The following is a 22,595-nucleotide window of genomic DNA, read 5'->3' as shown; positions in this document are numbered from 1 at the left end:
CGCCCCCCCCGCCCGAGCTCGTCGTGAACGCGATGGCCGGTGCCTGGTCGGCGTGACCATCGCGGTCACTCTCGTCGGCTTATGCGGTCACGCCCCGTGACCACGCCCGCATCACGCACACCGCGCGCCACAGGGCGCCCTGGGGCAGCCGAATTGGCCACTTTAAGTGGTCGCACAACCCGTGCATTTCCCGGAAGTACGGCGCAAGCTGGAATCGGAGTCGGGCCGTCTATCCCCGAGCAGACGGCCCCGCTCCACCCCGGGGCGCCGCCGAAGCGCGGGAGGACGGCGCCCCGATGACCCGCTCGGTCTCGGGCCCGCTCGGTCTCAGGCCACCAGCTCCGGGTGGTGCAGCCGCGCCACCTGCGGGTGGGCGCGCAGCCAGCCCTTCAGCTCATTGCGTCCGTACTCGGCGTGCAGCGGGTTGTCCGTGCTGTGCGCCACGCCCGGCGCGTGGGCCAGATAGTCGCCGGGGACCGTCTCGACGCGGGCGTCCAGGCGCGGGTTGTAGAAGAACGGCACCGAGTACCGCTCGACCGCTCCGGGCGGCGAGACCACCCGGTGGTCGGTCGCCGAGAGATAGCCCTCCGTGGCGATCTCCAGCAGCTCGCCGAGGTTGACGACGAAGGCGCCGGGCAGCGGCGGCACATCCACGAAGCCGTCCCCGAGCCGGACTTGGAGCCCGCCCACGGAGTCCTGGAGCAGCAGGGTGAGGAAACCGTAGTCCTTGTGGGCGCCGACGCCCTGGCCGTCGCCCTCCGGGGCGCTGCCGGGGTAGCGGATCAGCTTGGTGTGCAGATGCGGGCGGTCGGCGAAGGCGGCGTCGAAGAAGTCGGCCGGGGCACCGATCGAGGCGAGCAGCTCCTGGAGCAGCCGGTGCGCGACGGCCGCGAGACGGTCCTGCCAGTCGAGCACCGCGGTGCGCAGCTCCGGCAGCGCGTCGGGCCACTGGTTGGGCCCCTCCAGCCAGCGGTACGCCGGGTCGTCCGGCCCGACCTCGGGCACCGGCCGCTCGGCCCCGACGTCGAGCTGGTCGCGCCAGTCCGAACGCCCGCCGGTCAGCTCGTGACCGATGCGGGTGTAGCCCCGGAAGTGCGGCGAGCGCAGATTGCTCAGGGCGAGCCGGTCGGCCTCCGGCAGCGCGAAGAACTCCCTGGTCAGCCGCTGTATCCGGGCGATCTCGGCGTCGTCGATGCCATGGCCCACGAGGTGGAAGAACCCGGTGTCGCGGGCCGCTCGGTGCAGCTCCTCGCGGAAGGCGTCGCGGGTGGCCGGGTCGTCGGCCTGCGCGAGGTCGACCACGGGGAGGGAGGTGGAAAGCAGGGTGGTGCTGGACATGAGCGGTTCCGATTCCGTTCCGGGATGTACGGAGGTCCTGTTCCCGGGGCTGGCGGGAGGACGGGCCGGGACGGATCGGCGTATGGGTGCGCCAGAACCGGGGGACCGCGACAGGACCGTTGGCAGAAGGGGCGGGGGCCGGGGCGGGCGGAGAGCCGGGCCGGGCCATGGCCGCGAAGGCCGCGAGGGTCAGTCCTGCGGGCGACAGCTCATGCTGGTGACGCGCACGTAGTCCACGTGTCGGCGCATCACGAGAAGAGTCATGCCATGAGGGTACGCCCGTGGCGCCCGGCCGTGGAGGAGATCTTCCCCACACCTGCGCTTCACCCCCGGTTCAGCCCCTGGCCAGGTGGATCGCGGGGGAACCCACTCGGCGGCCGGGGGTGCCGGCCCGGTCGTCCGATCGGGGCACCCGCCAGCCCCGCCTCCCGCGCCGGGCGCCCCGGGTTGGTGAGAGTCGTACGCGATCAGCCGCACACGCCGGCCCGTCCACCAGCCAAGGGACCCTCCATGCTCCGTCGTCTCGCTGTCGCCCTCGTCACCCTCTCCGCCGCGGCCTGCCTCACCGCGGGCACCGCGGCCGCCGCCCCCTCCGACGAGTCCCCGGACCTGACGCCCCGCGAGCAGGCGGGCCTCCAGGTCGCGCGCGAGGTGCTCGGCAGCCTCCTCGGCGGCGCGCCGCTGCGTGGCGCGAGCCTCTGACATACGGCGAGGCGGGCGCCCACCCCCTCCCGGGGTGGACGCCCGCCTCTTCGCGGTCCGGCCGGATCAGCTGACGCTGACCGCGGCCCAGGCCGCGTTCACCGCCTTGTACTCGGCGCTGCTCGCGCCGTAGAGCGCGCTCGCCGCGCTGAGCGTGGCGGTGCGGGCGCCCTTGTAGTCGGTCGTCGACGTCATGTACGTGGTGAGCGCCTTGTACCAGATCTTCACGGCCTTGTCCCGGCCGATGCCGGTGACCGTGGAGCCGTTCGAGGTGGGCGAGTTGTAGCTGACGCCGTTGATGGTCTTGGCGCCGCTGCCCTCGGAGAGCAGATAGAAGAAGTGGTTGGCCGGGCCCGACGAGTAGTGCACGTCGAGGGTGCCGAGGCCGGAGTACCAGCTGTCCTTGGAGCCGCCGTCCTTGCTCGGCTTGTCCATGTAGCGCAGCGGGGTGCCGTCGCCGTTGATGTCGATCTTCTCGCCGATGAGGTAGTCACCGACGTCCGAGGAGTTGTTGGCGTAGAACTCCACCGCGGTGCCGAGGATGTCCGAGGTAGCCTCGTTGAGGCCGCCGGACTCGCCGCTGTACTCCAGGTTGGCGGTGGCCGCCGTCAGACCGTGCGACATCTCGTGCCCGGCCACGTCCAGCGAGGTGAGCGGGGCGGCGTTGCCGGTCCCGTCGCCGTACGTCATGCAGAAGCAGCTGTCGTCCCAGAACGCGTTGACGTACGCGTTGCCGTAGTGGACCCGGCTGTAGGACGCCACGCCGTCGTTCTTGATGCCGTTGCGGCCCAGTACGTTCTTGTAGAAGTCCCAGGTGACCGCCGCGCCGTAGTGCGCGTCGACCGCCGCGGTCTGGGCGTTGGAGGCGAGACCGTTGCCCCACACGTCGTCCGCGTCGGTCAGGAGCGTGCCCTTGCCGCTGGTCTTGTGCTTGAGGTCGTACGTCTTGTGGGCGCCCCGGGCGGAGTCGCTGAGCTGGAACGTGGAGCCGGACTTGGTGGTGCCGAGGGTCACCTTGCCGCTGTACTCGCTGTTGCCCGTGCCGGTCTTGACGGCCTGCCACTGGGACAGCTTCTTGCCGGTGGCGGCGTCGGTGACGACGTGCAGCTGGCTCGGGGTGCCGTCGTCCTGGAGTCCGCCGACGACCGTCTCGTAGGCGAGCACCGGGGTGCCGGTCGCGGCCCAGATCACCTTGCGCGGGGCCTGGTCGGCGGTGGCGTTCCGGGCGCCCGCGCTCTTGGCGGCGGCGAGCGCGTTGTGCTGGACGGCGGCCGTGCCGAGGGCGGGGGTGGTGGAGGCGACCTTGATGGCGGCTCTGGTCGCCTTGGTCACGCCCGCGGACCTGCCCGCCTTGGTCTCGTGGACGACGAGGTCGCCGCCGAGGACCGGCAGTCCGGCGTAGGTGCGCTCGTACCGGGTGTGGACGGTGCCGTCGGCGTCCTTGACCACATCGCGGACGACCAGCTTCTCCTGGGCGCCGAGGCCCAGTTCGGCGGCGGTCCTGGCGGTGGTGGAGTTCGCCTCGCGGATCAGCTCGGCCCGCTGGGAGGCGGAGAGGCGGAGCGGCTGCGCGGACGGGCCGTCGGCCGTGGGGGAGGAGGCGCCGGCGGATCCGGAGGCCAGGCCCGTGAGGCCTGCGGCGAGCAGTGCGGCGGCGGCGACGGAGCCGGCGACGCGCGTAGAGCGGGTTATACGAGAGGTCACGCGAGCGTCCCTTTCTGGGGGAGGTGGGGGGTGCGGGTGCCACGTGCGAGCACAGCGTTGCAGGAGGGACGCGTACATGTCAGTGAGGTATCGAGGGAATGACCGGAAAGCATCTGCGAGGCGATGCGTCGGGCCGCTGAAGGAAGTGGCTTTCCGGCCAAGGGATTTCAGGAGCCCCAGGTGGTCCCACGTCAAGCTGTGAACCGGCTGTCACTGTGTGTCATGGCTGGAAAGTGACCCTGCGGCGTGAACGGGGTGGGTGAGGTCTGGACGTGCGGCCTTGCAGGTGGCTACTGTCTCCTGCACCTAATCAAAAAATTGAGTATGCGATGCGAGGGGATGGCTGATGGCGACGAGTGCCTTCCGCAAGGCGGTGGAGTCCGGCGACCACGCCGCGATCGAGGAACTGCTCGCGGAGAACGTGGTGTTCACCAGCCCGGTGGCGTTCAAGCCGTACCAGGGCAAGGCCATCACGGCGGCGATCGTGCGGGGTGTGAGCCGGGTCTTCACCGACTTCCGCTATGTGCGCGAGATCGTCGACGCCGAAGGCCGGGACCAGGCGCTGGTCTTCACGGCCAAGGTCGGCGAGCTGGAGGTCAACGGCTGTGACTTCCTCCACTTCGACGAGGACGGCCGCATCGACGACTTCACGGTGATGGTCCGCCCGCTGTCCGGCGCCCAGGCGCTGTCCGAGGCGATGGGGGCCCAGTTCGACCGCATTCGCGCGGAGGCGGCGGGAGGCTGAGCGCCCCCGCGTCTCGTACGACGAAGCCCGGTCCGGCGAGGAGCTCCTCGCCCGACCGGGCTTCGTGCAGTGCAGCAGGCGGTCCTACTCGACGACGAGCTCGACCTCGATGTTGCCGCGCGTCGCCTTGGAGTACGGGCAGAAGGCGTGGGTGGCCTCCACCAGCTGGCGGCCGGTCTCGCCCGCGAGCTCGTCCGGCAGCTCGACGCGCATGACGACCGCGAGGCCGAAGCCGGTGTCGTCCTTGCCGATGGAGACCTCGGCGGTGACCGAGACGTCCTTGGTGTCCAGCTTCATCTGACGGCCGACCGCTCCCATGGCGCTGGCGAAGCAGGCCGCGTATCCGGCGGCGAAGAGCTGCTCGGGGTTGGTGCCCTCGCCGTTCCCGCCCAGCGCCGGAGGCATGGCCAGCGGCAGGTCGAGCCGGCCGTCCGAACTCACGGCCCGGCCCTCGCGCCCGTTGGCGGTGGCGGCGGCGGTGTACAGCGCGTCCATGGGATGCCTCGTCTTCCGTCCGGTGGTGAGCGGCGTCCGCTCTCCGTCTGAAGAAGAGAGTTGCACACAACTAAATTGTGCGCAACTCAATGATGGGCGAGAAGCTACCCTGGGTGTCATGAGCTCTTCGTCGACCCCCGCCGCGTCGCACCCGCCCCTGGCGTCCGACGTCGATCTCCTGCGCCTCGACCACCAGGTCTGCTTCTCGCTGCACGCCGCGTCGCGCGCCTTCGGCGGGGTCTACCGGGACGCGCTGAAGGACCTCGGCCTCACCTATCCGCAGTACCTGGTGATGCTGGTGCTGTGGGAGCACGGCCCGCAGCCCGTCAAGGTGATCGGCGAACGGCTGCGGCTGGACTCGGGCACGCTCTCGCCGCTCCTCAAGCGGCTGGAGGTGGCGGGGCTGGTGGCCCGCGAGCGCAGCGCCGAGGACGAGCGCTCGGTGACGGTCCGCCTCACTGAGGAGGGCCTGGACCTGCGGGAGCGGGCGCTGCCCGTGCCCCTGAAGATCCTTTCGGCCACGGGTCTCTCGGTGGAGGAGGTCCTCTCGCTCCAGCGGCTCCTGGGGAGGATCACGACGTCGCTGGACCAGGCGCACTGAGAGCCCGGCTTTCCTGAAGGCGCCGGGCCCGGGCGCGTCCGGCCGTCCCGACGGGCCCGGCTGCGGCAGATCCGCGCGGTTACTTCAGGCCCATCGCCTCACAGGCGTCCTTGACGTTGGCCGTGCAGATCTCGGCGGTCGAGTAGACGCCGTCGCGGACGACCGTCTCCTTGATGTTGGCCTTGGTGAGCGAGACGACCGGGATGATCACGGAGGGGATGGCCTTCTTCGTGGGGGAGTCGACCGTGGCCTTGGTGATCATCGTCAGCGGCTGCCCCTTGGCCAGCGCGACGGCCATCTGGGCGGCGACCGGGCCCTCTTGGACGTACGGCTTGTAGACGCTCATGAACTGCTCGCCCATCACGATGCGCTGCACACCCGCGAGTTCGGCGTCCTGGCCGGTGACCGGGGGGAGCTTGGGCAGGCCCGCGGCCTTCAGAGCCGTGATGATGCCGCCCGCCATGCCGTCGTTGGCGGAGTAGACACCGATGATCTTGTCCTTGCCCAGGGCCGAGATCGCGCCCTCCATGTTGGCGTTGGCGTTCTCCGGCTTCCACTCCTTGGTGTCGTACTCCTTGCCGATGTTCACCTTGCCGTCGAGCTCGGCGTGCGCGCCCTTCTTGAACAGCGCGGCGTTGGGGTCGGTGATCGCGCCGTTCATCATCACGATCTGGCCGTCCTTGGCCTTCGCGCCCAGCGCGTCGACCAGCGCCTTGCCCTGCACGTGGCCGACCTGCTCGTTGTCGAACGAGGTGTACGCGTCGATCGGACCCTCGGCCAGCCGGTCGAAGGCGACGACCGGGATCCCCCGGTCCTTGGCCTTCTTCACCGCACCCGCGATCGCCTTCGAGTCCACCGCGTCCACGATCAACGCGTCGACCTTGTTGGTGATCATCGTGTCGACCTGCTGCGTCTGGATCGTCGCGTCCTGCTTGGCGTTCGCGTACACCACCTGGCCCTTGCCCGCCGTGAGGTCCTTCACCATCTTCTCGATGAGCGGCTTGTCGAACTTCTCGTACCGCGCGGTCTGGTTCTCCGGGAGCAGCAGGCCGATCTTGATGTCCCCGCCCTTCTTCGCCTCCGGGTCCTTGGCGCCGTCCCCGGACTCCTTGGCGCTTCCGCAGGCGGCGAGGGAGACGGCCATCGCGGTGGCGCCGACGGACACGGCGGCACGACGCATACGGGTGTTCATCGAGTGACCTCCCTGACATGGCCGCGTCCTCGCGGCCGAGGTGGCAGGCAGTCAACTGGGAGGTGAATGGGGCGTCAAGGAGTCGAGGGTGAACGAGACCGCAATGAGTCTTTCCCTTGATTAGTCGAACAAGCAACAACTCTCGGCGGGTACGGGACGGTTGGACGGATCAGGCGAGCCGGAACGCGTCCGCCAGCGCGTCGGCCTGAGCCATGAGCAGGGTCCTGGTGCGGTCGCCGATGTCGCCGTACTGGCCCGACACCGCGAGGCTCACCGTGCCGTGCAGCTGCGACCAGGTGAGCACCGCGCCCGCGAGCGCCGTCGCGGCCCGGGGGTCGTGCGCGGGGTGCCCGGTGTGCTGCGCCACCCACGCGGCCAGTGAGGCGTCCTCCCGCACCCACCCGGCCATCTCCTCGACCGTCGGGCGAAACGCCTCGGAGGGGACACCGGAGGCGAAGACCGCGAGGAAGGGGCCGAGCGCGGCCCGTGCCCGCTCCAGCGTGGCCGGCGGCGCGGCATAGCCCGGCACCGGCGTCCCCTGGATCAGCAGATAGCGGTGCGGCTGCGCGGTCGCCCAGTCCAGGAAGGCGTCGGCGAGGGTGTGCAGCGCGGTACGGGCGTCGGTCGGGGCGAAGCCCCGGGCGTGGGTGACGGCGTGTGCCAGATCGTCGTACGCGTCCCGGATGAGATCGCCGAGCAGCTCGTCCCGGCTGGCGAAGTAGCGGTAGAGCGCGGGCCCGGACAGACCCATGTCCTTGGCGATCCGGGTCAGCGCCACGGCCTGGGCGCCCCCCTCGGCGAGCTGGTCCAGCGCCGCCGCCTTGATCTCGGCGCGGGTCTGCTCCCGGTAGCGGCTGCGGGGGCTCTTCACCTCGGCGGTCATGGGTCCTCCTGCGTGCACCGGCCACGCGTGCGGCGCGTGCGCCGGACGCGGTGCCCTGCGTTCGTCCCCCTTCCCCCATGATCCTCCCGCGAGTGAGCCTCGCAATGGCTACGAGGTGTCACGCGGCTCGCGAGGACGTGCGAGGCGTAACAAGATCGAGTGCGGCGGCGCGGGAGGCCGCCGCCGGCCGCTCTCCCGCGTCATCATGCGGATACCTGCCGTTGCGTACCGTCGCGAGAAAGAAGGCCGCCGGTGGCTCCGCATTCCGAGGGCGGTCGCGACGGCGGCCCGCGCGGTGCCGGGCCGGCCACCGCCGAGCCGCTGTCCGACCGGGGCCGCTGGCGGGCGCTGGCGGTGTGTCTGGTGGCGGGGTTCATGACGCTGCTCGACGTGTCGATCGTCAATGTGGCCCTGCCCTCGGTCCGGGTGGCGCTGGACGCCCCGGAGGCCGACCTCCAGTGGGTGCTCTCCGGGTACGCGCTCGCCTTCGGTCTCTTCCTCGTCCCGGCCGGGCGGATCGGGGACGCCCGGGGCCGGCGTGCGGTGTTCATGACCGGGCTCGCCCTGTTCGTCGTCGCCTCCGCGGCCTGCGGTGCGGCGCAGTCCAGCGTGTGGCTGGTGGCGGCCCGCGCCGTCCAGGGGCTGGCCGCGGGGCTGATCTCGCCGCAGATCTCGGCCCTGATCCAGCAGATGTTCTCCGGCGCGGAACGCGGCCGCGCCTTCGGGATGCTCGGCAGCGTCATCGGTATCTCCACGGCCGTGGGCCCGCTCCTCGGCGGGCTGCTCATCCACGCGGCGGGCCCCCGGGAGGGCTGGCGCTGGGTGTTCTACGTCAATGTGCCCATCGGCATCGGCTGTCTGGTGCTGGCACGGCGGCTGCTGCCCGACACCCCCTCGGCCCGCCGCATCCCCCTGCGCTCCCTGGACCCGGTCGGTGTGCTGCTGCTGGGCGCCGGAGTCCTCTCGCTCCTGCTGCCGTTCGTCCAGGCGCAGCAGTGGCACGGCCCCCAGAAGTGGCTGCTGCTGATCCTGTCCGCCGCGCTGCTCACGGCGTTCGTGGGGTGGGAGCGGCGGCAGAGCGGGCGGGGCGCGTCCCCGGTCGTCGACCTCGCCCTGTTCCGGGAGCGCAGCTACTGGCTGGGGTGCGCCCTGGTCCTGCTCTACTTCGGCGGGTTCACCTCGATCTTCTTCATCACCGCGCTCTACCTCCAGGCCGGGCTGCATCTGAGCGCGCTGCTCGCGGGCCTGACCATCACGCCGTTCGCGGTGGGCTCCGGAGTCGCCGCCACGGTCGGCGGCCGTCTCGTCGCCCGCTTCGGACGCCGGCTGGTCGCGGTGGGCCTGGTCATGGTCGCCACCGGGCTCGGCGCCACGGCGCTCGCCGTCCAGCTGTCCCCGGGCAGCTCGGCCGCGTGGGCGATGACGGCTCCGCTGCTGCTCGCGGGGCTCGGCAGCGGTCTGGTCATCGCGCCCAACCAGACTCTGACGCTCTCTCAGGTCCCGGTCCGCTCGGCGGGCAGCGCGGGCGGCACGCTCCAGACGGGCCAGCGCGTCGGCTCCGCCATCGGCATCGCCGCCGTCGGCTCGGTCTTCTTCGCCCAACTGACGCACGAGAACTGGGCCACGGCCTACGACCACGGGCTGCTGGTGTCGATCGCCTTCGTCCTCGGCGCACTGTGCCTGGCGCTCGGCGACCTGCGGGCCGGGGCCGGGGGGACCGGTCACCGGGCAGGGTGAGGAGCTGTGCCCGGGGCGGGGGCGGCCCGGTGGTGGTCGGGCCGGGAGCGGACGTGCTCCACGGGTCAGGCCGAGGAGCCGCCGTGCCCCGCAGGTCGGACCGGGTAGTGGGCGCTCCCTCGCTCAGGCCGTCCCCTTCGCTGCCCGTACGGCCAGGTGCCAGGCCGAGTCGACCGAGAGCAGGGCCGCCGGGGCGAGGTCGGCCACGGCGTCCGGCAGGAAGCCGGTGCCGCCCGAGGCGGCCCGCGCCGAGCCGCCCGCCGCACCCCGCCGCCCCGCCCAGCGCTCGCGCGCCTCGTCCCGTACGTCGGCGAGGGCCTGCACGCGCTCGACCGGAGGCGGGGCGAACCGGTCGCCCGCCGCCCGTGCCTGCTCCTGCCACCGGTCCTGCCAGAACTCCACCGTCCAGCCCGGCCAGCGGGCCGCCATCTCGTACGCCCCGGGCTGCGCCCCGAGCAGCCACCAGCCCACCCGGCGCCGGGCCGGGTCGACATGCAGCCCGGAGAGCACGGCGAGCTCGCAGCGGCCGTGGTCCGGCGCCGACTCCAGGCGGTCCAGGACGGCGGGCCCCTCGGCGACCGGGTGGTCGCCGGTGGCGGCGACGAGGTGGCAGCGGTCGGCGCCCACGGTGACGAGCGTGGCGAGCGGGTCGTCCTCGCCCAGCGCGTCGTCTCCCAGGTCTCCCGGCGCGAGCACCGCGCCCGCGTGCACCTCACCCAGCGGATCGCGCACCGCGCTCGGGTCCAGGCCCAGATAGGCGCGCAGTTCGGCCGGGCCGTCGTAGGTCCAGCGCAGCTGCCAGCCGGGCCAGGCCTGGTGCAGCAGATCGAGGGCGGCGGCCCGGTGGCGCATACAGGCGGTCGGCCCGTCCCGGACGAAGGTGAGCAGCACCCGCCGGTGCGGGTCGAGCAGCACCGCGCCCTCGCACAGCACGTCGTCGCGCCAGCCGTGGCGCGCCGGGGCGTGGGCACGCAGGAACGGCAGCACGACGTCGGGTCCGGCCAGCAGGTCGAGGTCGAGCCCGACGGCCCCGAACCGCGACTCGTACAGCTCGTGTTGCTCGTGGTCGCCGCTCTCGGGAACGACGGCGAAGGTTGCCCACTCGGCCATGACCGAAAGGATCTCAACCCCGGGCGGCACCCCACCACCCGGTTCCCGGCGGCGGGAGCAGTGATCCACACCACGGCCCGCACCCCCGCGAGCGCCGTAGGGTGCGCTCTCGTGAACAGACACATCGCGTTCGAGCGGCTGCACAACTTCCGTGACCTGGGCGGCTATCGCACCGAGGACGGCCTCACCGTGCGATGGGGGCGGCTGTACCGCGCCGACTCGCTGGGCAAACTCCAGGGCGCGGACTGGGACCGCTTCCTCGGCCTGGGGATCCGCACGGTCGTCGATCTGCGCTACCCGTGGGAGATCGAGGGCAAGGGCCGCGTCCCCGAGCACCCCTCGCTGGTGTACCGCAACCTCAGCATCGAGCACCGCCCGTACGACCAGGCGAGCCTCGGGGCGGACGTGGAGACCGGCCGTTTCCTCGCCGACCGTTTCCTGGAAGTCGCCCACGACGGCGTCGAGGAGCTGCGTGAGGCGCTGCGGACGATCGCCTCGCCCGACAGTGGTCCGCTCGTCTTCCACTGCGCCTCCGGCAAGGACCGTACCGGGCTGCTTGCCGCGCTCGTGCTGACGCTGCTCGGCGTGCCCGAGGACGTGATCGTCGAGGACTTCACCCTCACCGGGCTCGCCACGGACCGGCTGATCGCCGACTGGCGGGCCGCCCACCCCGACCGCGAGATCACCTGGCCGGGCTACGGCCGCGCGCCCGCCGCCATCATGCGGTATTTCCTCACCGACCTCGCGGAGCGGCACGGGTCGGTGCACACGTACGCGCGGGAACTGCTCGGCGCCGACGAGGAGTTGGTGGCGAGTCTGCGCGCCGGGCTGCTGGAGCCCGTGGCCGAGCCCGTTCCCGCTCGGTAGCCCGGCCGCGCGCCCGGGGCCACTGCGAGCACTTCTGCCCGCAGCGCACCACGCCTATGGTGGGTCGTCACGCGTGTCCGGCCAGAGGGGAACTGATGGTGCGTAGGACCAGGATCATCCGGCACACCGCCGCGCTCGCGGCCGCTCTGCTGTTCGGCGCGGGCTTCGCCCCGGCCGCCGCCGCTGCCGGGGGCGGCCCGGCCGGGACGAATCCGGCGGCGGTCGCGCTCGACGCCTACTGGAGCCCCGCCCGGACGGCGGCGGCGCTGCCCGTGGACGTGCGGGAGGGCTTGGACGGGTCCCCCACGGAGGACGGGCCCCGGCCCGGCGAGCACATCCCGCCCAGCAGGAGCTTCGACGGCATCCCCCAGGCAGGCACCTTCTTCTGGACGGACGCGGGCGGCACCGGGCGGACCTGTAGCGGCTCGGTGGTGCGCAGCCCCGGGCGCGACCTGGTGCTGAGCGCCGGACACTGCCTCAAGGGCTACGCCGGTCCCTCGCCCCGGCGCCATCTGGCCTTCGTGCCGCAGTACCACGACGGCCTCAAGCCGTTCGGCGTCTTCCCCGTGGCCACCGACGGCGTCTATGTGGCGCAGGAGTACTACGACCTGGGCGAGCACGCCGGAGCGGCGTACGACTTCGGGTTCGCGGTCACCGAACCCAACCAGGACGGCACCCGCCTCCAGGACGCGGTGGGCGGCGTCCAGCTCCTCACCGGCACGGGCTACTCCCACCTCCCGGTGCGGATGATCGGCTATCCGGGCAGCGCGCAGAAGCCGCTGGAGTGCTGGAGCCGGACCACCCGGTACGTCAGCGACGACCCCGCCGACCCGGGCACGTTCGAGCGGATCGCCTGCGACGCGTTCGTGGGCGGCACCAGCGGCGGCCCGATGCTGGTGCCGGGGCCGGGCGGCTGGGGTGTGATCGGGGTCATCGGCGGCTACCACACCGGCGGGAACACCCCGCAGGTCTCCTACAGCGCCTACTTCGGCGCGGCCACCCGGGACCTCTACCGCGCGGCGGTGAGCGGCGCCCCACCGGCGGGCCCGGCGTCCTGAGGAACCGGCCCGCGGGCCGACGGGTCAGCCGTCCAGAGCCGACAGGCCCTTGCGCAGGTCGTCGCGGTCCATGACCGGCGTGTAGGAGATCTTGGCGCCGAGTTCCCTGAAGAAGGGCTCGGAGAACTTCGGCATGGCGGACGAGTCGGTCATGTCGAACACGATGAACGCCGTACGACAGCCGTCCTGCGCGGTGAAGTACGCGGCTTCGGGCCGCAGCGCCTCCAGCGCCGACTCCACCGTCTTCTGCAGCGTCCCGTTCTTGATGGCGTCGTTGGCCTTCGCCGTGTCCATCTGGATCCTCATCAGAGTGCGCACCGATCTCACCCCTTCCCGACCGGGTGGGTGCTCGCTCTCGGCGCACCGGCCACCCCCGGCCGCATGCACCTCCAGCGTCTCCCTTACCGCCCCGTACCACAACGCGAGAGGTCCCGCACGGCGGCCGGGAGCGGCCTTCGCAGGTGCGCCTGCCGGGGCGCACGGGGCGTCGGACAAAATGAGGCGCCGGTTCCTGTTATCCCCGTGTCCGCCAGGGGTCTCCGAACGACGGGAGCGCAGGTACGACGCCAGTGGGTGAGGGAGCAGATGCACAGGGACAGCACGTCCATGCCGGAGCTGGTGGACGCCGCGCGGACCGGCGACGCCCAGGCGCGCGAGCGGCTGGTGTCCGACTACCTCCCGCTGGTCTACAACGTCGTCGGCCGGGCCATGGACGGCCACGCCGATGTGGACGACGTCGTCCAGGAGACGATGTTCCACGCCCTGGAGGGCCTCGACGGGCTGCGCGAGCCGTCCCGCTTCCGGTCCTGGCTGATCGCCATCGCGATGAACCAGATACGCCACCGCTGGCGCGCCCAGCAGTACACGACCCCGGCCGCGCCCGAGCAGCTGGCCGGGGCGGCCGAGCCGGAACCCGACTTCGTGGACCTCACCATCCTGCGCCTGGGGCTCTCCGGGCAGCGCCGCGAGGTGGCCGAGGCGACCCGCTGGCTCGACGAGAGCGACCGCGAACTCCTCGCGCTGTGGTGGCAGGAGGCGGCGGGCGAGCTCACCCGCGCCGAACTCGCCGAGGCGATGTGCCTCACCCCGCAGCACACGGCCGTCCGCGTCCAGCGTATGAAGGCGCAGCTGGAAGTGGGCCGGGTCGTGGTGCGGGCGCTCGCCGCCCGGCCGCTCTGCGGCGAGCTGGCCCGCACCGTCGCCGGGTGGGACGGCCGCCCCGCCCCGGTGTGGCGCAAACGGATCGCCCGGCACACCCGCGACTGCCCCACCTGCTCGGGGCGGGGCGCGGGACTCGTGCCCGCCGAGGGACTGCTCGCGGGGCTCGCCCTGCTCGTACCGCTGTACGGGGCGGCGCAGCTCCTCGGGGGCGTCCGGATGGCGCCGGTCGCGTCCACGGCGCCGGTGGCGGGCTCCGGCCCGGCTGGCGCGGCGAAGGCGCACGTGTACGCGGTCCGGGGTGCCGTCGCCCTCGCGCTCGCCGTCGTCCTCGGGATCGTCACGGTCCTGCTGTGGCCCGACCCGCGTCCGCGGGCCACTCCCGCCCCGCCCGCGGCGACCCACGCCACGGTGAGCTCCGCCCCGCCGTCCCCTTCCGCCACACCCGTACAGCAGCCCACGAAGGCGAGCCCGTCGCCCAAGCCCACTCCGAAGGCGACCCGGCCCTCCCCGGTGACCCGCGAGCAGCGGCTGCTGCGGCTGGTCAACAGCCGCCGGAGCGCTGCCGGTTGCGCGCCGCTGCGGATGGACGCCCGGCTGACCTCGGCGGCCGTCCGGCACGCCAAGGACCTGGTGGCGCGCCGCTCCTACGACCACACCGGACCGCAGGGGCAGCACGCCGACGCCCGGATGCGGGCCGCCGGGTACCCCGTCGGGGCCTGGGCGGAGAACCTGGACCGGGGGACGGCGGACCCGGCCTCGGTCGTTGAGGACTGGACGGACGGCTCGATCCACCAGCGGAACATGCTCGACTGCGGCTACCGCGACACGGGCGTGGCGGCCGTGCCGGGCCCCGACGGCACGGTATGGGTGCAGGACTTCGCCGGGACGATGTCCTGACCCGGTTTCACGCGGCTGACGCGACCATGCGGCTCAGCTGCCGAAGTTCTGCACCCACCAGGGGCCGTTGCCGCTCAGGTCGACCCCCACGCCGATGTCCTTGAAGCCGCAGTCCAGGAGGTTGGCGCGGTGGCCCGGGCTGTTCATCCAGTCGCGCATCGCGTCGGCCGGGCTCTTGGGCCCCCGGTGGATGTTCTCGCCCCACTTGTGCCAGTCGTAACCGGCGGCGCTCATGCGGTCGCCCGCGTTGCGGCCCTCCGGGCTGTTGTGCTCGTAATAGTTGCGGGCCGCCATGTCGTCGGCGTGCGCCTGGGCGGAGGCGTTGAGGCGCCGGTCCACCTTGAAGGGCGAGCAACCGGCCTTGACGCGCTCGGCGTTGGCGAGGTCCACGACCTGCTGGACGTATGCGGCGGCGGTGCCGGTGGGTGCCTTGCCGTCCGTACGCGGAGGTGTGGTCCTACGGGTGGGGTGACCGGCGCCCGTGTGGCCCGTGGTGGTCGTGGTGGCGGTGTTCGTGCGCGTGGGGCCGGGCGAGGGGCTGGTCCGGCTGGGCTTCGCCTTGGGGGAGGCGGGCTTCGCGGGGGCGGTGGAGCGTATCGGCGAAGGGGTGGCGGCCGCGGTGGCGGCGGCCGTGGCGACCCCGGCGTCCAGGGGGTGCCCGGCGGGCGGGGCCGCCTGGGTGCGTACCGCGTCGGAGGAGTCGTCGGAGTGCGGCCACAGCAGGGCTCCGGCGACGGCGGCGACCGCCGCGGTGCCGGCCACGGCGGTGCCGACGGCCTGCCGGGACCGCTGCCGCCGCGCGCGCCGGCGCCGGGCCCGGCCGTCGCTCGCCGCGGGCCGCGCGTGGGGGTGGTCGTCGTGGTGCTGCATGGTGCTCCGCTCTCTGTCCGGTGCTGCCGGGGTGCCCGGCACATGGGAGAGCGGGAGCGGGCGGCGCCATAACGCTTTCTCCGGGTGTGACCTGGGCCACGAGGGTGTGAGGGGTGCGGGATGGCCCGGGCGCGCGGGGGCGGTCACTTGCGCGGCGCCACTCGCCCGAGCCCGGCCGTCCGCCGTGTTTCGGGCCAGCCCGAAACACGTCACCTCAAAACCCTGGGGGCTGGCACGGTGGAGATGCGCAACAACGGGGGAGTGCCGGCTGGTTCGCACCGGAAAGTACGGGGGCGGGCGGACCAGTCGGCACTTGCGCTGTCCCGGTCCGCCCTGTGCCGTACCGACAAACCGCTGCGGTCCTTGTCATACCGAACGACTCGGTTTACTTTTCTCGCCACGGGATGGCCGGCCCTCTCCGGCCCCCGCTCCCCGAAAGGACCGAGCCCCATGCGCTACGCAGTCCTCGGCACCGGCGTCGTCGGCCGGACCATCGCCGCCAAGCTCGCCTCCCTCGGCCACGAAGTGGCCGTCGGCACCCGTGATCCCAAGGCCACGCTCGCCCGCACCGAACCGGACGGCATGGGCAACCCGCCCTTCTCCGTATGGCACGGGGAACACCCGGGCGTGCGGGTGGAAGCGTTCGCGGACGCCGGGGCGTTCGGCGAGGCCGTGGTGAACACCACGGCGGGCCTGGCCAGTCTGGACGCGCTGGGGGCCGTGGGCGCCCAGGCCCTCGACGGCAAGGTGCTTATCGACATCGCCAACCCGCTGGACTTCTCCCGGGGCATGCCGCCCTCGCTCGACCCGGTGAACACCGACAGCCTCGGCGAGCGGATCCAGCGCGCCTTCCCGGGCGCGCGTGTCGTGAAGACGCTCAACACGATGAACACCCAGGTCATGGTCGACCCGTCGCGGGTCCCCGGTGCGCACAACGTCTTTCTGTCCGGGGACGACGAGGACGCCAAGAAGGCCGTCGCCGCGCTGCTGGTCTCGTTCGGCTGGCCGCGGTCGAGCATCGTGGACCTGGGCGACATCACCAGCGCGCGCGGAGTCGAAATGATGCTGCCGGTCTGGCTGCGGCTCATGGCGGCGCTGGGCCACACCGACTTCAACTTCCACATCCAGGGCGCCTGACCGGTCGGCCCCCCCGCGAGGCGAGCATGCACGACGACAAGACGACCAGGCGCGCCGGCCGGCCCCGCTCCGCGGAGAAGAACGACGCGATCCTGCGGGCCGCCCTCGACCTGCTGGCGCGCCAGGGTTACGTACGGATGACCCTGGACCAGGTCGCCGCGGCGGCGGGCGTCAGCAAGTCCACCATCCATCTGCGCTGGAAGACCAAGGCCGACCTGCTCACCGCGGCCCTCGCCGCCGTACGGATGGCCGGCGCCCCGCCGTCCTCCGGCGACCTCCGCACCGACCTCCTCGCCATCCTGCGGGACTTCGCCCGTACCGTCGAGCGGGTGAACGGGATGGCGCTCATCGGCACCTGCCTCGCGGAGGAGGACCACACCCCCGAACTCCTCGCCCTGCTGCGCGAGCGCACGGTCCTGCCGCGCCGCGCCCTGCTCCGGGAGGTCCTTGAGCGCGGGCGCGAAGAAGGGAGCGTCCGCGCGGACGCCGATCTGGAGGCGGCCGTGTCGGCGCTCCTCGGGCCGTTCTACGCGGACCATCTGGCGGGCCGCGGCGGCCGGCCGGGGTGGGCCGAGCAGGCCGTCGACCTGACGCTGGCGGCCCTGCGCCCAGTGGGAGGCCGGTAGCGGGCGCCTGTGGTTCAGCGGACCGCCGGTGCCGAAGGCGTACGGGACGGCTGGGCCGAGGGGCGTCCCGCCGGCTCCTGCGGCAGCGTCCTACGAGCCGTGCCCGGGCCCGGCTCCGGCGCGGCCGGAGTCGGAGCCGAGGGCTCGACCGACCGCTTGCGCGCCGGCGGCCGGGACGGCTTGGGCAGCGGCGAGCGGGCCTCGGAGGGGCGGGGCACCGGCGCCGGGGAGACCGGATCGGGGGTGGCCGCGGGCAGCGGGCGGCTCGGCGTGCCGCCCGGGGACAGCGCCAGGTAACCGACGGCCACGGCCGCCACGGTGGCGAGCGCGGCCAGCGGCAGGGCGAGGCGGCGTACCGCCAGGGTGCGCAGCCACGGGCCCGGCAGCAGGGTGCGGCGCACATGCGGGCCCGGTGGGTCGGCCGGGCGCAGATCGCGGACCGTCACGGTCTGCGCGCGGGCCGCCAGTGCCCGCCGCAGCCGCGCCTCGACGGGGCGTTCGGGACTCTTCCGGCCGCTCATCTCCACGCCTTCTCCGCTCCTCTCACGACCGCTCCTTCAAGATCTTCTCCAGGGCGTCCAGCCCCCGGCTCGCCAGCGACTTCACCGAGCCCCGGCTGATCCGCAGCGTCTGCGCGATCTCGGCCTCGGACAGCTCGCCCCAGTACCGCAGCACCAGCACTTCCCGGCGTCGCGCGCTCAACTGCCCCAGCGCGGCCAGGACTTCCCGGTGCTCCTCGCCCAGGACGACCCGCTCCTCGGCGGAGGGCGCGTCGGCCTCGTGGGGCGGGGTGTAGGCGCGCGCGGTGCGCCGTCTGCGCAGCACCGAGCGGGAGGCGTTGACCACGGCCGTACGAAGGTAGGCGAGGGCGTTGTCGACCTCGGCGATCTGCTCGCCGTGGCGCCGGTAGAGCGCGGTGAACGCGTCCTGCACCACGTCCTCGGCCGTGGCCCGGTCGTCCACCAGCAGCACCGCGAGGCGCACCATGCGCAGCCGGTGCGCGTGGTAGAGCTCGCTGACGGTCGGGCGCGAGGTGTCCGGGCCGTGGCCGCCGACGACGGGCGGCCGCGCCGGGCCGGTGGCCAGCCGGTCCCGGCGCAGCAGCCAGTGCAGAAAGGCGCGCGGGCCCAAGCGCCCTGGCGGCGCCGGGTACCGGACGGCGGTGTACTCCATCACTTCCTCGGGTGGAACGGCGCGGCCCCGCGCGGCGGGGCCGCCCTGCGCCTCAGTGGTTCTGTCGCCGCCGTACGGAATAGACGGTTCCGGCGCCCGCCGCGATCAGTGCGCCCGCCCCGGCGGCCAGGGCCGTGTTGGTCTTGGGCGAGCCAGTATGGGCCAGTTCGTCCTGGCGTGTCGAAGGAGCGGGCGCGGCGCTGGGCGCGCCTTCGGAGCGAGCCTCCGAAGGAGCCTTGGCCGGGGGTGTGCCGGGGGCGGGCTTCGCACGCTCACCGGGCTTGCCCGGAGCGGCGGAGGGCTGCTCGCCCGGGTGGGCGGGGGTCTTCGCGGGGGCCGGCCGCGCCGGGGCGGCGGAGGGCGCCGCGCTCGGCTCGGTGGACGCCAGGTGCCGTGGCTGGGTCCCGCCGTCGGCGTGGGCCGTACCGGCCAGGGCGGGAAGGGCGAGCGCGGCCAGCAGTCCGGTGGCCGCCGCCCCGCGGACGAGGGCGCGGCGGGGGTGTTTCGTGGTGTTCACGTAGGACATCTCCAGGTCGGCTGAACGGCGCCGGACGGCGCCCTTCACCCCTCACGACGTGCGGCGCGGGGCGAGGTTGCCGACGAGGTGGAGAAATTTTTCGTACGGGTGCGACGGGCTCGGGTGCCAGCGGTGCTGTTCGTGCTCACCACCGCGCGGGCGCTGCTCGTGGCCGTTCGTGCGCGACCCGGCCGGTCACCCCGCCCCGGTGGGGCTGTGCATGACCGTCACCTCGCGTCGGTGAGACTGTCCACGGCCGTCACCTCGCGTCGGTGAGACTGTCCACTACCGTGCCCGCGAACTCCTGGGTGAGCGGGTCGAGCGCGTCCCACTGGCGCACCGCCCAGCCCGCCGCCAGCGGGGGCAGCATCGGCAGGGGCACGAAGCGCAGGGCGCCGGGGCCGGACGCCGTCCAGCCCGGCAGCGCCGGCACCACGGCGTGGCCGAGCCCGAGTTCGGCCAGCAGGATGGCGGTGTCCCAGTCCGTGACGCTGGTCGTCGACGCCAGCGCGATGTCCAGACCGGCCAGTTGGCGGTCCAGGTGGTGGCGGGAGCGCGAGTTGGCGGGCAGCTGGATGTGGCGGATGTCGGCCAGGTCGGCCGGTTCGATGACGCTCCTGGAGGCGAGCGGGTCGTCCTCGTGGACGGCGAGGACCCAGGGCAGCTCGACGACCGGCCGTTGCTCGAAGCCGCGCGCGGGGGTGCCGACGGTGATCCAGGCGAGGTCGGACTCGCCCGCGGCCAGCGCGTTGAAGCAGCCCCGGCTGGAGTTCTCGGTCCGGAACTCCAGCTTGACGTGCGGGTGGGCGCGCCGGAAACGCACCACCCCCTCGGACATGAAGTGACGGACGGTGGTGGCTCCGGTGGTGATCCGGACGGTGCCGCCGTCGCCCTCCCGCAGCTCGCGGAGCTGGCGCAGTGCCTGCTCTATGTGGCCGATGCCCTGGGCGGCGGCCCGCTGGAGGATGCGCCCGGCCCGGGTGGGGGCCACTCCCCGGGGACGCCGCTCCAGGAGGGGCAGGCCGAGTTCGGCCTCCAGCCGCTTGGCGTGCTGGCTGACCGCCGACTGCGTACGGGACAAGTCGCGCGCCACCGCGCTCAGATTGCCGCTCTCACAGGCGGCGACGAAGACACGGAGGTCGTCGAGAGTCATGAACTCCAAGGTATTGCTTGGGTCCGTGAAAGAAAACCAGAGGATTGACTGGGGTGGGCGCCGCCCACAAGGATTTGTCCGGGGCGGCAACCCGTCCGTGGACGCCGTCGGGGATCCGGACCCGGACAGCGGACCACGGAGGGTGCCGACCCCGTGGGCACCGCCCGCCTCGAACTGACGGGACGACAGATTGCGTCACACCAGGCCTGTTTCACGCCTGGTGTTACTCATGAGAAATGTGTGACCCTCTGACACGGCGCAGACGGCGCAGGTGACGAAGGGACAGTCGATGGCAGCCTCGGGTCGTCCGGAGCACGAGGACGAGGCGCTCGCCCCGGAGGTGGGGCGGCGCCGGTTTCTGGGATATGTGCTCGCGGCCTCCACGCTGACGGTGGCCGCACAGCTCGGTGAGGCGGCCCTCGCACCCGCCCGGGCCGAGGCGGCGGTCCCGTCGCTGCCCGGCCCGTCCGAGATCTACGACCTCAACGACATGCTCACCGACGCCGCCCTGCCGACCTCCGGCCTCATCACGATCGAGGTCCACGACGACGGCACCGCCTCCTTCGTGCTGCCCCGCGCCGAGGTCGGCCAGGGCGTCACCACCTCGTCCGCGATGCTCATCGCCGAGGAGCTGGACCTGCCGCTCGACCGGATCCGGGTGAGCCTGGCCGACGCCCGGCCCGAGCTGCTCTTCAACCAGATGACCGGCGCCTCCAACACCACCATCTCCACCTACACCCCGATCCGGGTGGCCGCCGCCACCGCCCGCGCGCGGCTGGTGGAGGCGGCGGCGGAACGGTTCGGCGAGGCCGCCTCGACGCTGACCACCCGGGCGGGCGTCGTCACCTCCCCGCGCGGGAGGAGCGCCGGCTACGGCGAGTTGGCGGTCCAGGCCGCCAGCCGCAGCACCGTACGGATCCCGGTCACCCTGAAGAAGCCCGCCCAGTTCGGCGTCATCGGCACCCCGCGCGGCCGGATCGACGCGCTCGCCGCGGTCACCGGACGCAAGCAGTTCGCCATGGACGTCAGCGTGCCGGGCGCACTGCCCACCATGGTGTGCCGGCCGCCGACGATCAACGGAACGGTACGGTCGGTGGAGAACCGGACGGACGTCCTGGCGATGCCCGGCATCACCGACGTCGTCACCGTCCCCACCGGAGTGGCCGTACGCGGACGGACGTTCGGCCAGTGCATCGACGCCGTACGGGCGCTACGGGTGTCCTGGGGTCCCGGCACCGAGGAGGGTGCCTCCGACGCCACCGTCCTCAAGGAGCTGCGGGCCGCCGAACTTCCTTTGGTCGTCCCCGCGTTGGACCCGCTGGTGCACTCCGTCGACGCCCGGTTCACCTTCCACTTCGCCAGCAACAGCGCCCTTGAGCCCAACTGCGCGATCGCGGACGTGCGGGCCGACCGCGCCGAGATCTGGGCGTCGCTCAAGACCCCGATCACCGCCCAGGAGACCATCGCGCTCAAGCTCGGCCTGCCGCTGTCCGCCGTCAAGGTGCATGTCACCGAGGGCGGTGGGTCCTTCGGCCGCAAGCTCTTCTTCGACGCGGCGCTGGAGGCCGCGCAGATCTCCAAAGCCATGGGCAAGCCCGTCAAACTGATGTGGCACCGCACGGACGACTTCCGCCAGGGCCGCACCCATCCCATGTCCACCTCCCGCGTCCGGGCCACCTACGCGCTGGGCGAGGTCCTCTCGTACGAGCAGCGGCACACCTCGGTCGCCACCGACTACGGGCACGGACTCGGCGAGATCATCACGTCCATGGCGGCCCGGCTCCCCGTGGGTGACCTCGCCTTCTCCGAGACCATCTTCGAACTCACGCAGCAGAGCCCCTACCACTTCGGGGTCACCACGCAGCTGCTCAGCGAGGTCGACAAGGGCTTCAACACCGGCAGCATGCGCAACATCTACTCGCCCAACGTCCGCTGCGCCCAGGAGCTCGTCGTCGACCAGCTCGCGGCGCGCATGGGCAAGGACGCCTACCGGTTCCGCCGCCAGTTCCTCAAGGAGGACCGGGCCCGGGCCGTCCTGGACAAGGTGGCCCAGGTGGGGGAGTGGGGGCGGACCATGCCCGAGGGCACGGCGCAGGGCATCGCGATGCACCCCGAGTACCACGCGTTCGTCGCCGTGCTCGCCGAGATCGACTGCCGCCCGGAGACGACCGGACGCCATGTCCCCGACGCGTACACCGGCCCGCGCGTGACCCGGGTGGTGTGCGCCGTGGACGTGGGGCTCGCCGTCAACCCGCGCGGCCTGGAAGCCCAGATGATGGGCGGCATCATGGACGGCATCGCCGTCACCCTCAGCTCCGGCCTCCATCTGAAGGACGGCCACTTCCTCGAAGGAAGCTGGGACAACTACTTCTACACCCGCCAGTGGAACACCCCGCCCGAACTCGAGATCATCGTGATGCCGCCCACCGGCGACAAGCCCGGCGGGGCCGGGGAGCTGGCCGTCGCGGGCGCCATGGCGGCCGTCGCCTGCGCCTACGGCCGGGCCACCGGCACCATGCCGACCACCTTCCCGATCAACCACGACGGCCCGCTCGGCTTCGAACCGCTGCCCACCGTCCCGCCGATCCCCGCGTCCCCCACCGACGGCCTCAGCCGCGCCTACTAGGAG

General features: G+C 72.7%; 22 protein-coding genes. 10 read left to right on the top strand and 12 right to left on the bottom strand.

Features of this window, described 5'->3' with window-relative positions; genetic code table 11:
* Positions 1 to 327 precede the first annotated feature (327 nt).
* Positions 328 to 1,338 (bottom strand): isopenicillin N synthase family dioxygenase, encoded by a 1,011-nt coding sequence (locus ABD236_RS13890; RefSeq protein WP_344073901.1) that lies wholly within the window; start codon positions 1,336 to 1,338, stop codon positions 328 to 330.
* A 510-nt stretch (positions 1,339 to 1,848) separates the two neighbouring features.
* On the opposite strand from ABD236_RS13890, the gene ABD236_RS13885 reads away from it, so the two are divergent.
* Positions 1,849 to 2,040: a hypothetical protein gene (locus ABD236_RS13885; RefSeq protein WP_344073899.1), complete on the top strand. Its 192-nt coding sequence runs from the start codon at positions 1,849 to 1,851 to the stop codon at positions 2,038 to 2,040.
* 66 nt (positions 2,041 to 2,106) lie between these two features.
* Here the strand turns inward: ABD236_RS13885 and ABD236_RS13880 are convergent, their stop codons facing one another.
* On the bottom strand, positions 2,107 to 3,744 hold the full coding sequence (locus ABD236_RS13880) for a M4 family metallopeptidase (RefSeq protein ID WP_344073898.1): 1,638 nt from the start codon (positions 3,742 to 3,744) through the stop codon (positions 2,107 to 2,109).
* A gap of 346 nt (positions 3,745 to 4,090) precedes the next feature.
* On the opposite strand from ABD236_RS13880, the gene ABD236_RS13875 reads away from it, so the two are divergent.
* Positions 4,091 to 4,489, top strand: a complete 399-nt coding sequence (locus tag ABD236_RS13875; RefSeq protein ID WP_344073896.1) for a nuclear transport factor 2 family protein — start codon at positions 4,091 to 4,093, stop codon at positions 4,487 to 4,489.
* Positions 4,490 to 4,573: 84 nt separating this feature from the next.
* On the opposite strand, the gene ABD236_RS13870 is transcribed toward ABD236_RS13875, so the two are convergent.
* Positions 4,574 to 4,984: an organic hydroperoxide resistance protein gene (locus tag ABD236_RS13870; RefSeq protein ID WP_344073895.1), complete on the bottom strand. Its 411-nt coding sequence runs from the start codon at positions 4,982 to 4,984 to the stop codon at positions 4,574 to 4,576.
* 118 nt (positions 4,985 to 5,102) lie between these two features.
* Between ABD236_RS13870 and ABD236_RS13865 the strand changes: the two genes are divergently transcribed.
* Positions 5,103 to 5,585 carry a MarR family winged helix-turn-helix transcriptional regulator gene (locus tag ABD236_RS13865; protein ID WP_344073893.1) on the top strand — a complete coding sequence of 161 codons (483 nt, stop codon included), beginning with the start codon at positions 5,103 to 5,105 and terminating at the stop codon, positions 5,583 to 5,585.
* 79 nt (positions 5,586 to 5,664) lie between these two features.
* Here the strand turns inward: ABD236_RS13865 and ABD236_RS13860 are convergent, their stop codons facing one another.
* Both ABD236_RS13860 and ABD236_RS13855 read right to left on the bottom strand, forming a co-directional pair.
* A complete protein-coding gene (locus ABD236_RS13860; RefSeq protein WP_344073892.1) occupies positions 5,665 to 6,777 on the bottom strand; it encodes a sugar ABC transporter substrate-binding protein in 1,113 nt (370 codons plus the stop codon).
* 169 nt (positions 6,778 to 6,946) lie between these two features.
* The gene (locus ABD236_RS13855; protein ID WP_344073891.1) at positions 6,947 to 7,660 is read right to left on the bottom strand and encodes a TetR/AcrR family transcriptional regulator; all 714 of its coding nucleotides are present in this window, start codon (positions 7,658 to 7,660) and stop codon (positions 6,947 to 6,949) included.
* A gap of 321 nt (positions 7,661 to 7,981) precedes the next feature.
* Here ABD236_RS13855 and ABD236_RS13850 point away from each other — a divergent pair, with 321 nt between their 5' ends.
* A complete protein-coding gene (locus tag ABD236_RS13850) occupies positions 7,982 to 9,397 on the top strand; it encodes an MFS transporter (protein WP_344074233.1) in 1,416 nt (471 codons plus the stop codon).
* Between the two features lie 123 nt (positions 9,398 to 9,520).
* Here ABD236_RS13850 and ABD236_RS13845 read toward each other — a convergent pair whose 3' ends face one another.
* Complete coding sequence (locus ABD236_RS13845) at positions 9,521 to 10,507, bottom strand: hypothetical protein (protein WP_344073890.1); 987 nt, start codon at positions 10,505 to 10,507, stop codon at positions 9,521 to 9,523.
* Positions 10,508 to 10,618: 111 nt separating this feature from the next.
* Between ABD236_RS13845 and ABD236_RS13840 the strand changes: the two genes are divergently transcribed.
* Together ABD236_RS13840 and ABD236_RS13835 are read left to right on the top strand one after the other, a co-directional pair.
* Positions 10,619 to 11,374 carry a tyrosine-protein phosphatase gene (locus ABD236_RS13840; protein ID WP_344073888.1) on the top strand — a complete coding sequence of 252 codons (756 nt, stop codon included), beginning with the start codon at positions 10,619 to 10,621 and terminating at the stop codon, positions 11,372 to 11,374.
* 95 nt (positions 11,375 to 11,469) lie between these two features.
* On the top strand, positions 11,470 to 12,432 hold the full coding sequence (locus tag ABD236_RS13835) for a trypsin-like serine peptidase (protein WP_344073887.1): 963 nt from the start codon (positions 11,470 to 11,472) through the stop codon (positions 12,430 to 12,432).
* Between the two features lie 24 nt (positions 12,433 to 12,456).
* Here ABD236_RS13835 and ABD236_RS13830 read toward each other — a convergent pair whose 3' ends face one another.
* Complete coding sequence (locus ABD236_RS13830; protein WP_344073885.1) at positions 12,457 to 12,750, bottom strand: DUF3303 family protein; 294 nt, start codon at positions 12,748 to 12,750, stop codon at positions 12,457 to 12,459.
* A 267-nt stretch (positions 12,751 to 13,017) separates the two neighbouring features.
* Between ABD236_RS13830 and ABD236_RS13825 the strand changes: the two genes are divergently transcribed.
* Positions 13,018 to 14,490: a sigma-70 family RNA polymerase sigma factor gene (locus tag ABD236_RS13825; RefSeq protein WP_344073884.1), complete on the top strand. Its 1,473-nt coding sequence runs from the start codon at positions 13,018 to 13,020 to the stop codon at positions 14,488 to 14,490.
* Between the two features lie 33 nt (positions 14,491 to 14,523).
* On the opposite strand, the gene ABD236_RS13820 is transcribed toward ABD236_RS13825, so the two are convergent.
* Entirely contained in the window at positions 14,524 to 15,360 is an 837-nt protein-coding gene (locus ABD236_RS13820; protein ID WP_344073882.1) for a CAP domain-containing protein, read from the bottom strand.
* Between the two features lie 450 nt (positions 15,361 to 15,810).
* Here ABD236_RS13820 and ABD236_RS13815 point away from each other — a divergent pair, with 450 nt between their 5' ends.
* Both ABD236_RS13815 and ABD236_RS13810 read left to right on the top strand, forming a co-directional pair.
* The gene (locus tag ABD236_RS13815) at positions 15,811 to 16,497 is read left to right on the top strand and encodes an NADPH-dependent F420 reductase (protein ID WP_344073881.1); all 687 of its coding nucleotides are present in this window, start codon (positions 15,811 to 15,813) and stop codon (positions 16,495 to 16,497) included.
* A 26-nt stretch (positions 16,498 to 16,523) separates the two neighbouring features.
* Positions 16,524 to 17,123, top strand: coding sequence for a TetR/AcrR family transcriptional regulator (locus ABD236_RS13810; protein ID WP_344073880.1), 600 nt, complete (start codon positions 16,524 to 16,526; stop codon positions 17,121 to 17,123).
* Between the two features lie 14 nt (positions 17,124 to 17,137).
* Here the strand turns inward: ABD236_RS13810 and ABD236_RS13805 are convergent, their stop codons facing one another.
* The 4 genes from ABD236_RS13805 to ABD236_RS13790 all read right to left on the bottom strand — a co-directional run bounded on the left by ABD236_RS13805 (position 17,138) and on the right by ABD236_RS13790 (position 19,966).
* Entirely contained in the window at positions 17,138 to 17,644 is a 507-nt protein-coding gene (locus ABD236_RS13805) for a hypothetical protein (RefSeq protein ID WP_344073879.1), read from the bottom strand.
* 22 nt (positions 17,645 to 17,666) lie between these two features.
* Positions 17,667 to 18,296: an RNA polymerase sigma factor gene (locus tag ABD236_RS13800; RefSeq protein ID WP_344073878.1), complete on the bottom strand. Its 630-nt coding sequence runs from the start codon at positions 18,294 to 18,296 to the stop codon at positions 17,667 to 17,669.
* A gap of 52 nt (positions 18,297 to 18,348) precedes the next feature.
* A complete protein-coding gene (locus tag ABD236_RS13795) occupies positions 18,349 to 18,813 on the bottom strand; it encodes an LPXTG cell wall anchor domain-containing protein (RefSeq protein ID WP_344073877.1) in 465 nt (154 codons plus the stop codon).
* A gap of 259 nt (positions 18,814 to 19,072) precedes the next feature.
* Entirely contained in the window at positions 19,073 to 19,966 is an 894-nt protein-coding gene (locus ABD236_RS13790) for a LysR family transcriptional regulator (protein WP_344073876.1), read from the bottom strand.
* A 289-nt stretch (positions 19,967 to 20,255) separates the two neighbouring features.
* Between ABD236_RS13790 and ABD236_RS13785 the strand changes: the two genes are divergently transcribed.
* On the top strand, positions 20,256 to 22,592 hold the full coding sequence (locus tag ABD236_RS13785; protein ID WP_344073875.1) for a molybdopterin cofactor-binding domain-containing protein: 2,337 nt from the start codon (positions 20,256 to 20,258) through the stop codon (positions 22,590 to 22,592).
* The last annotated feature ends 3 nt before the right edge of the window (positions 22,593 to 22,595 follow it).

It is taken from the genome of Streptomyces crystallinus (assembly GCF_039521265.1).
Lineage (GTDB): Bacteria > Actinomycetota > Actinomycetes > Streptomycetales > Streptomycetaceae > Streptomyces > Streptomyces crystallinus.
Note: the sequence above shows the minus strand (reverse complement) of the source record. Positions and strands in the feature narration are given on the sequence as shown.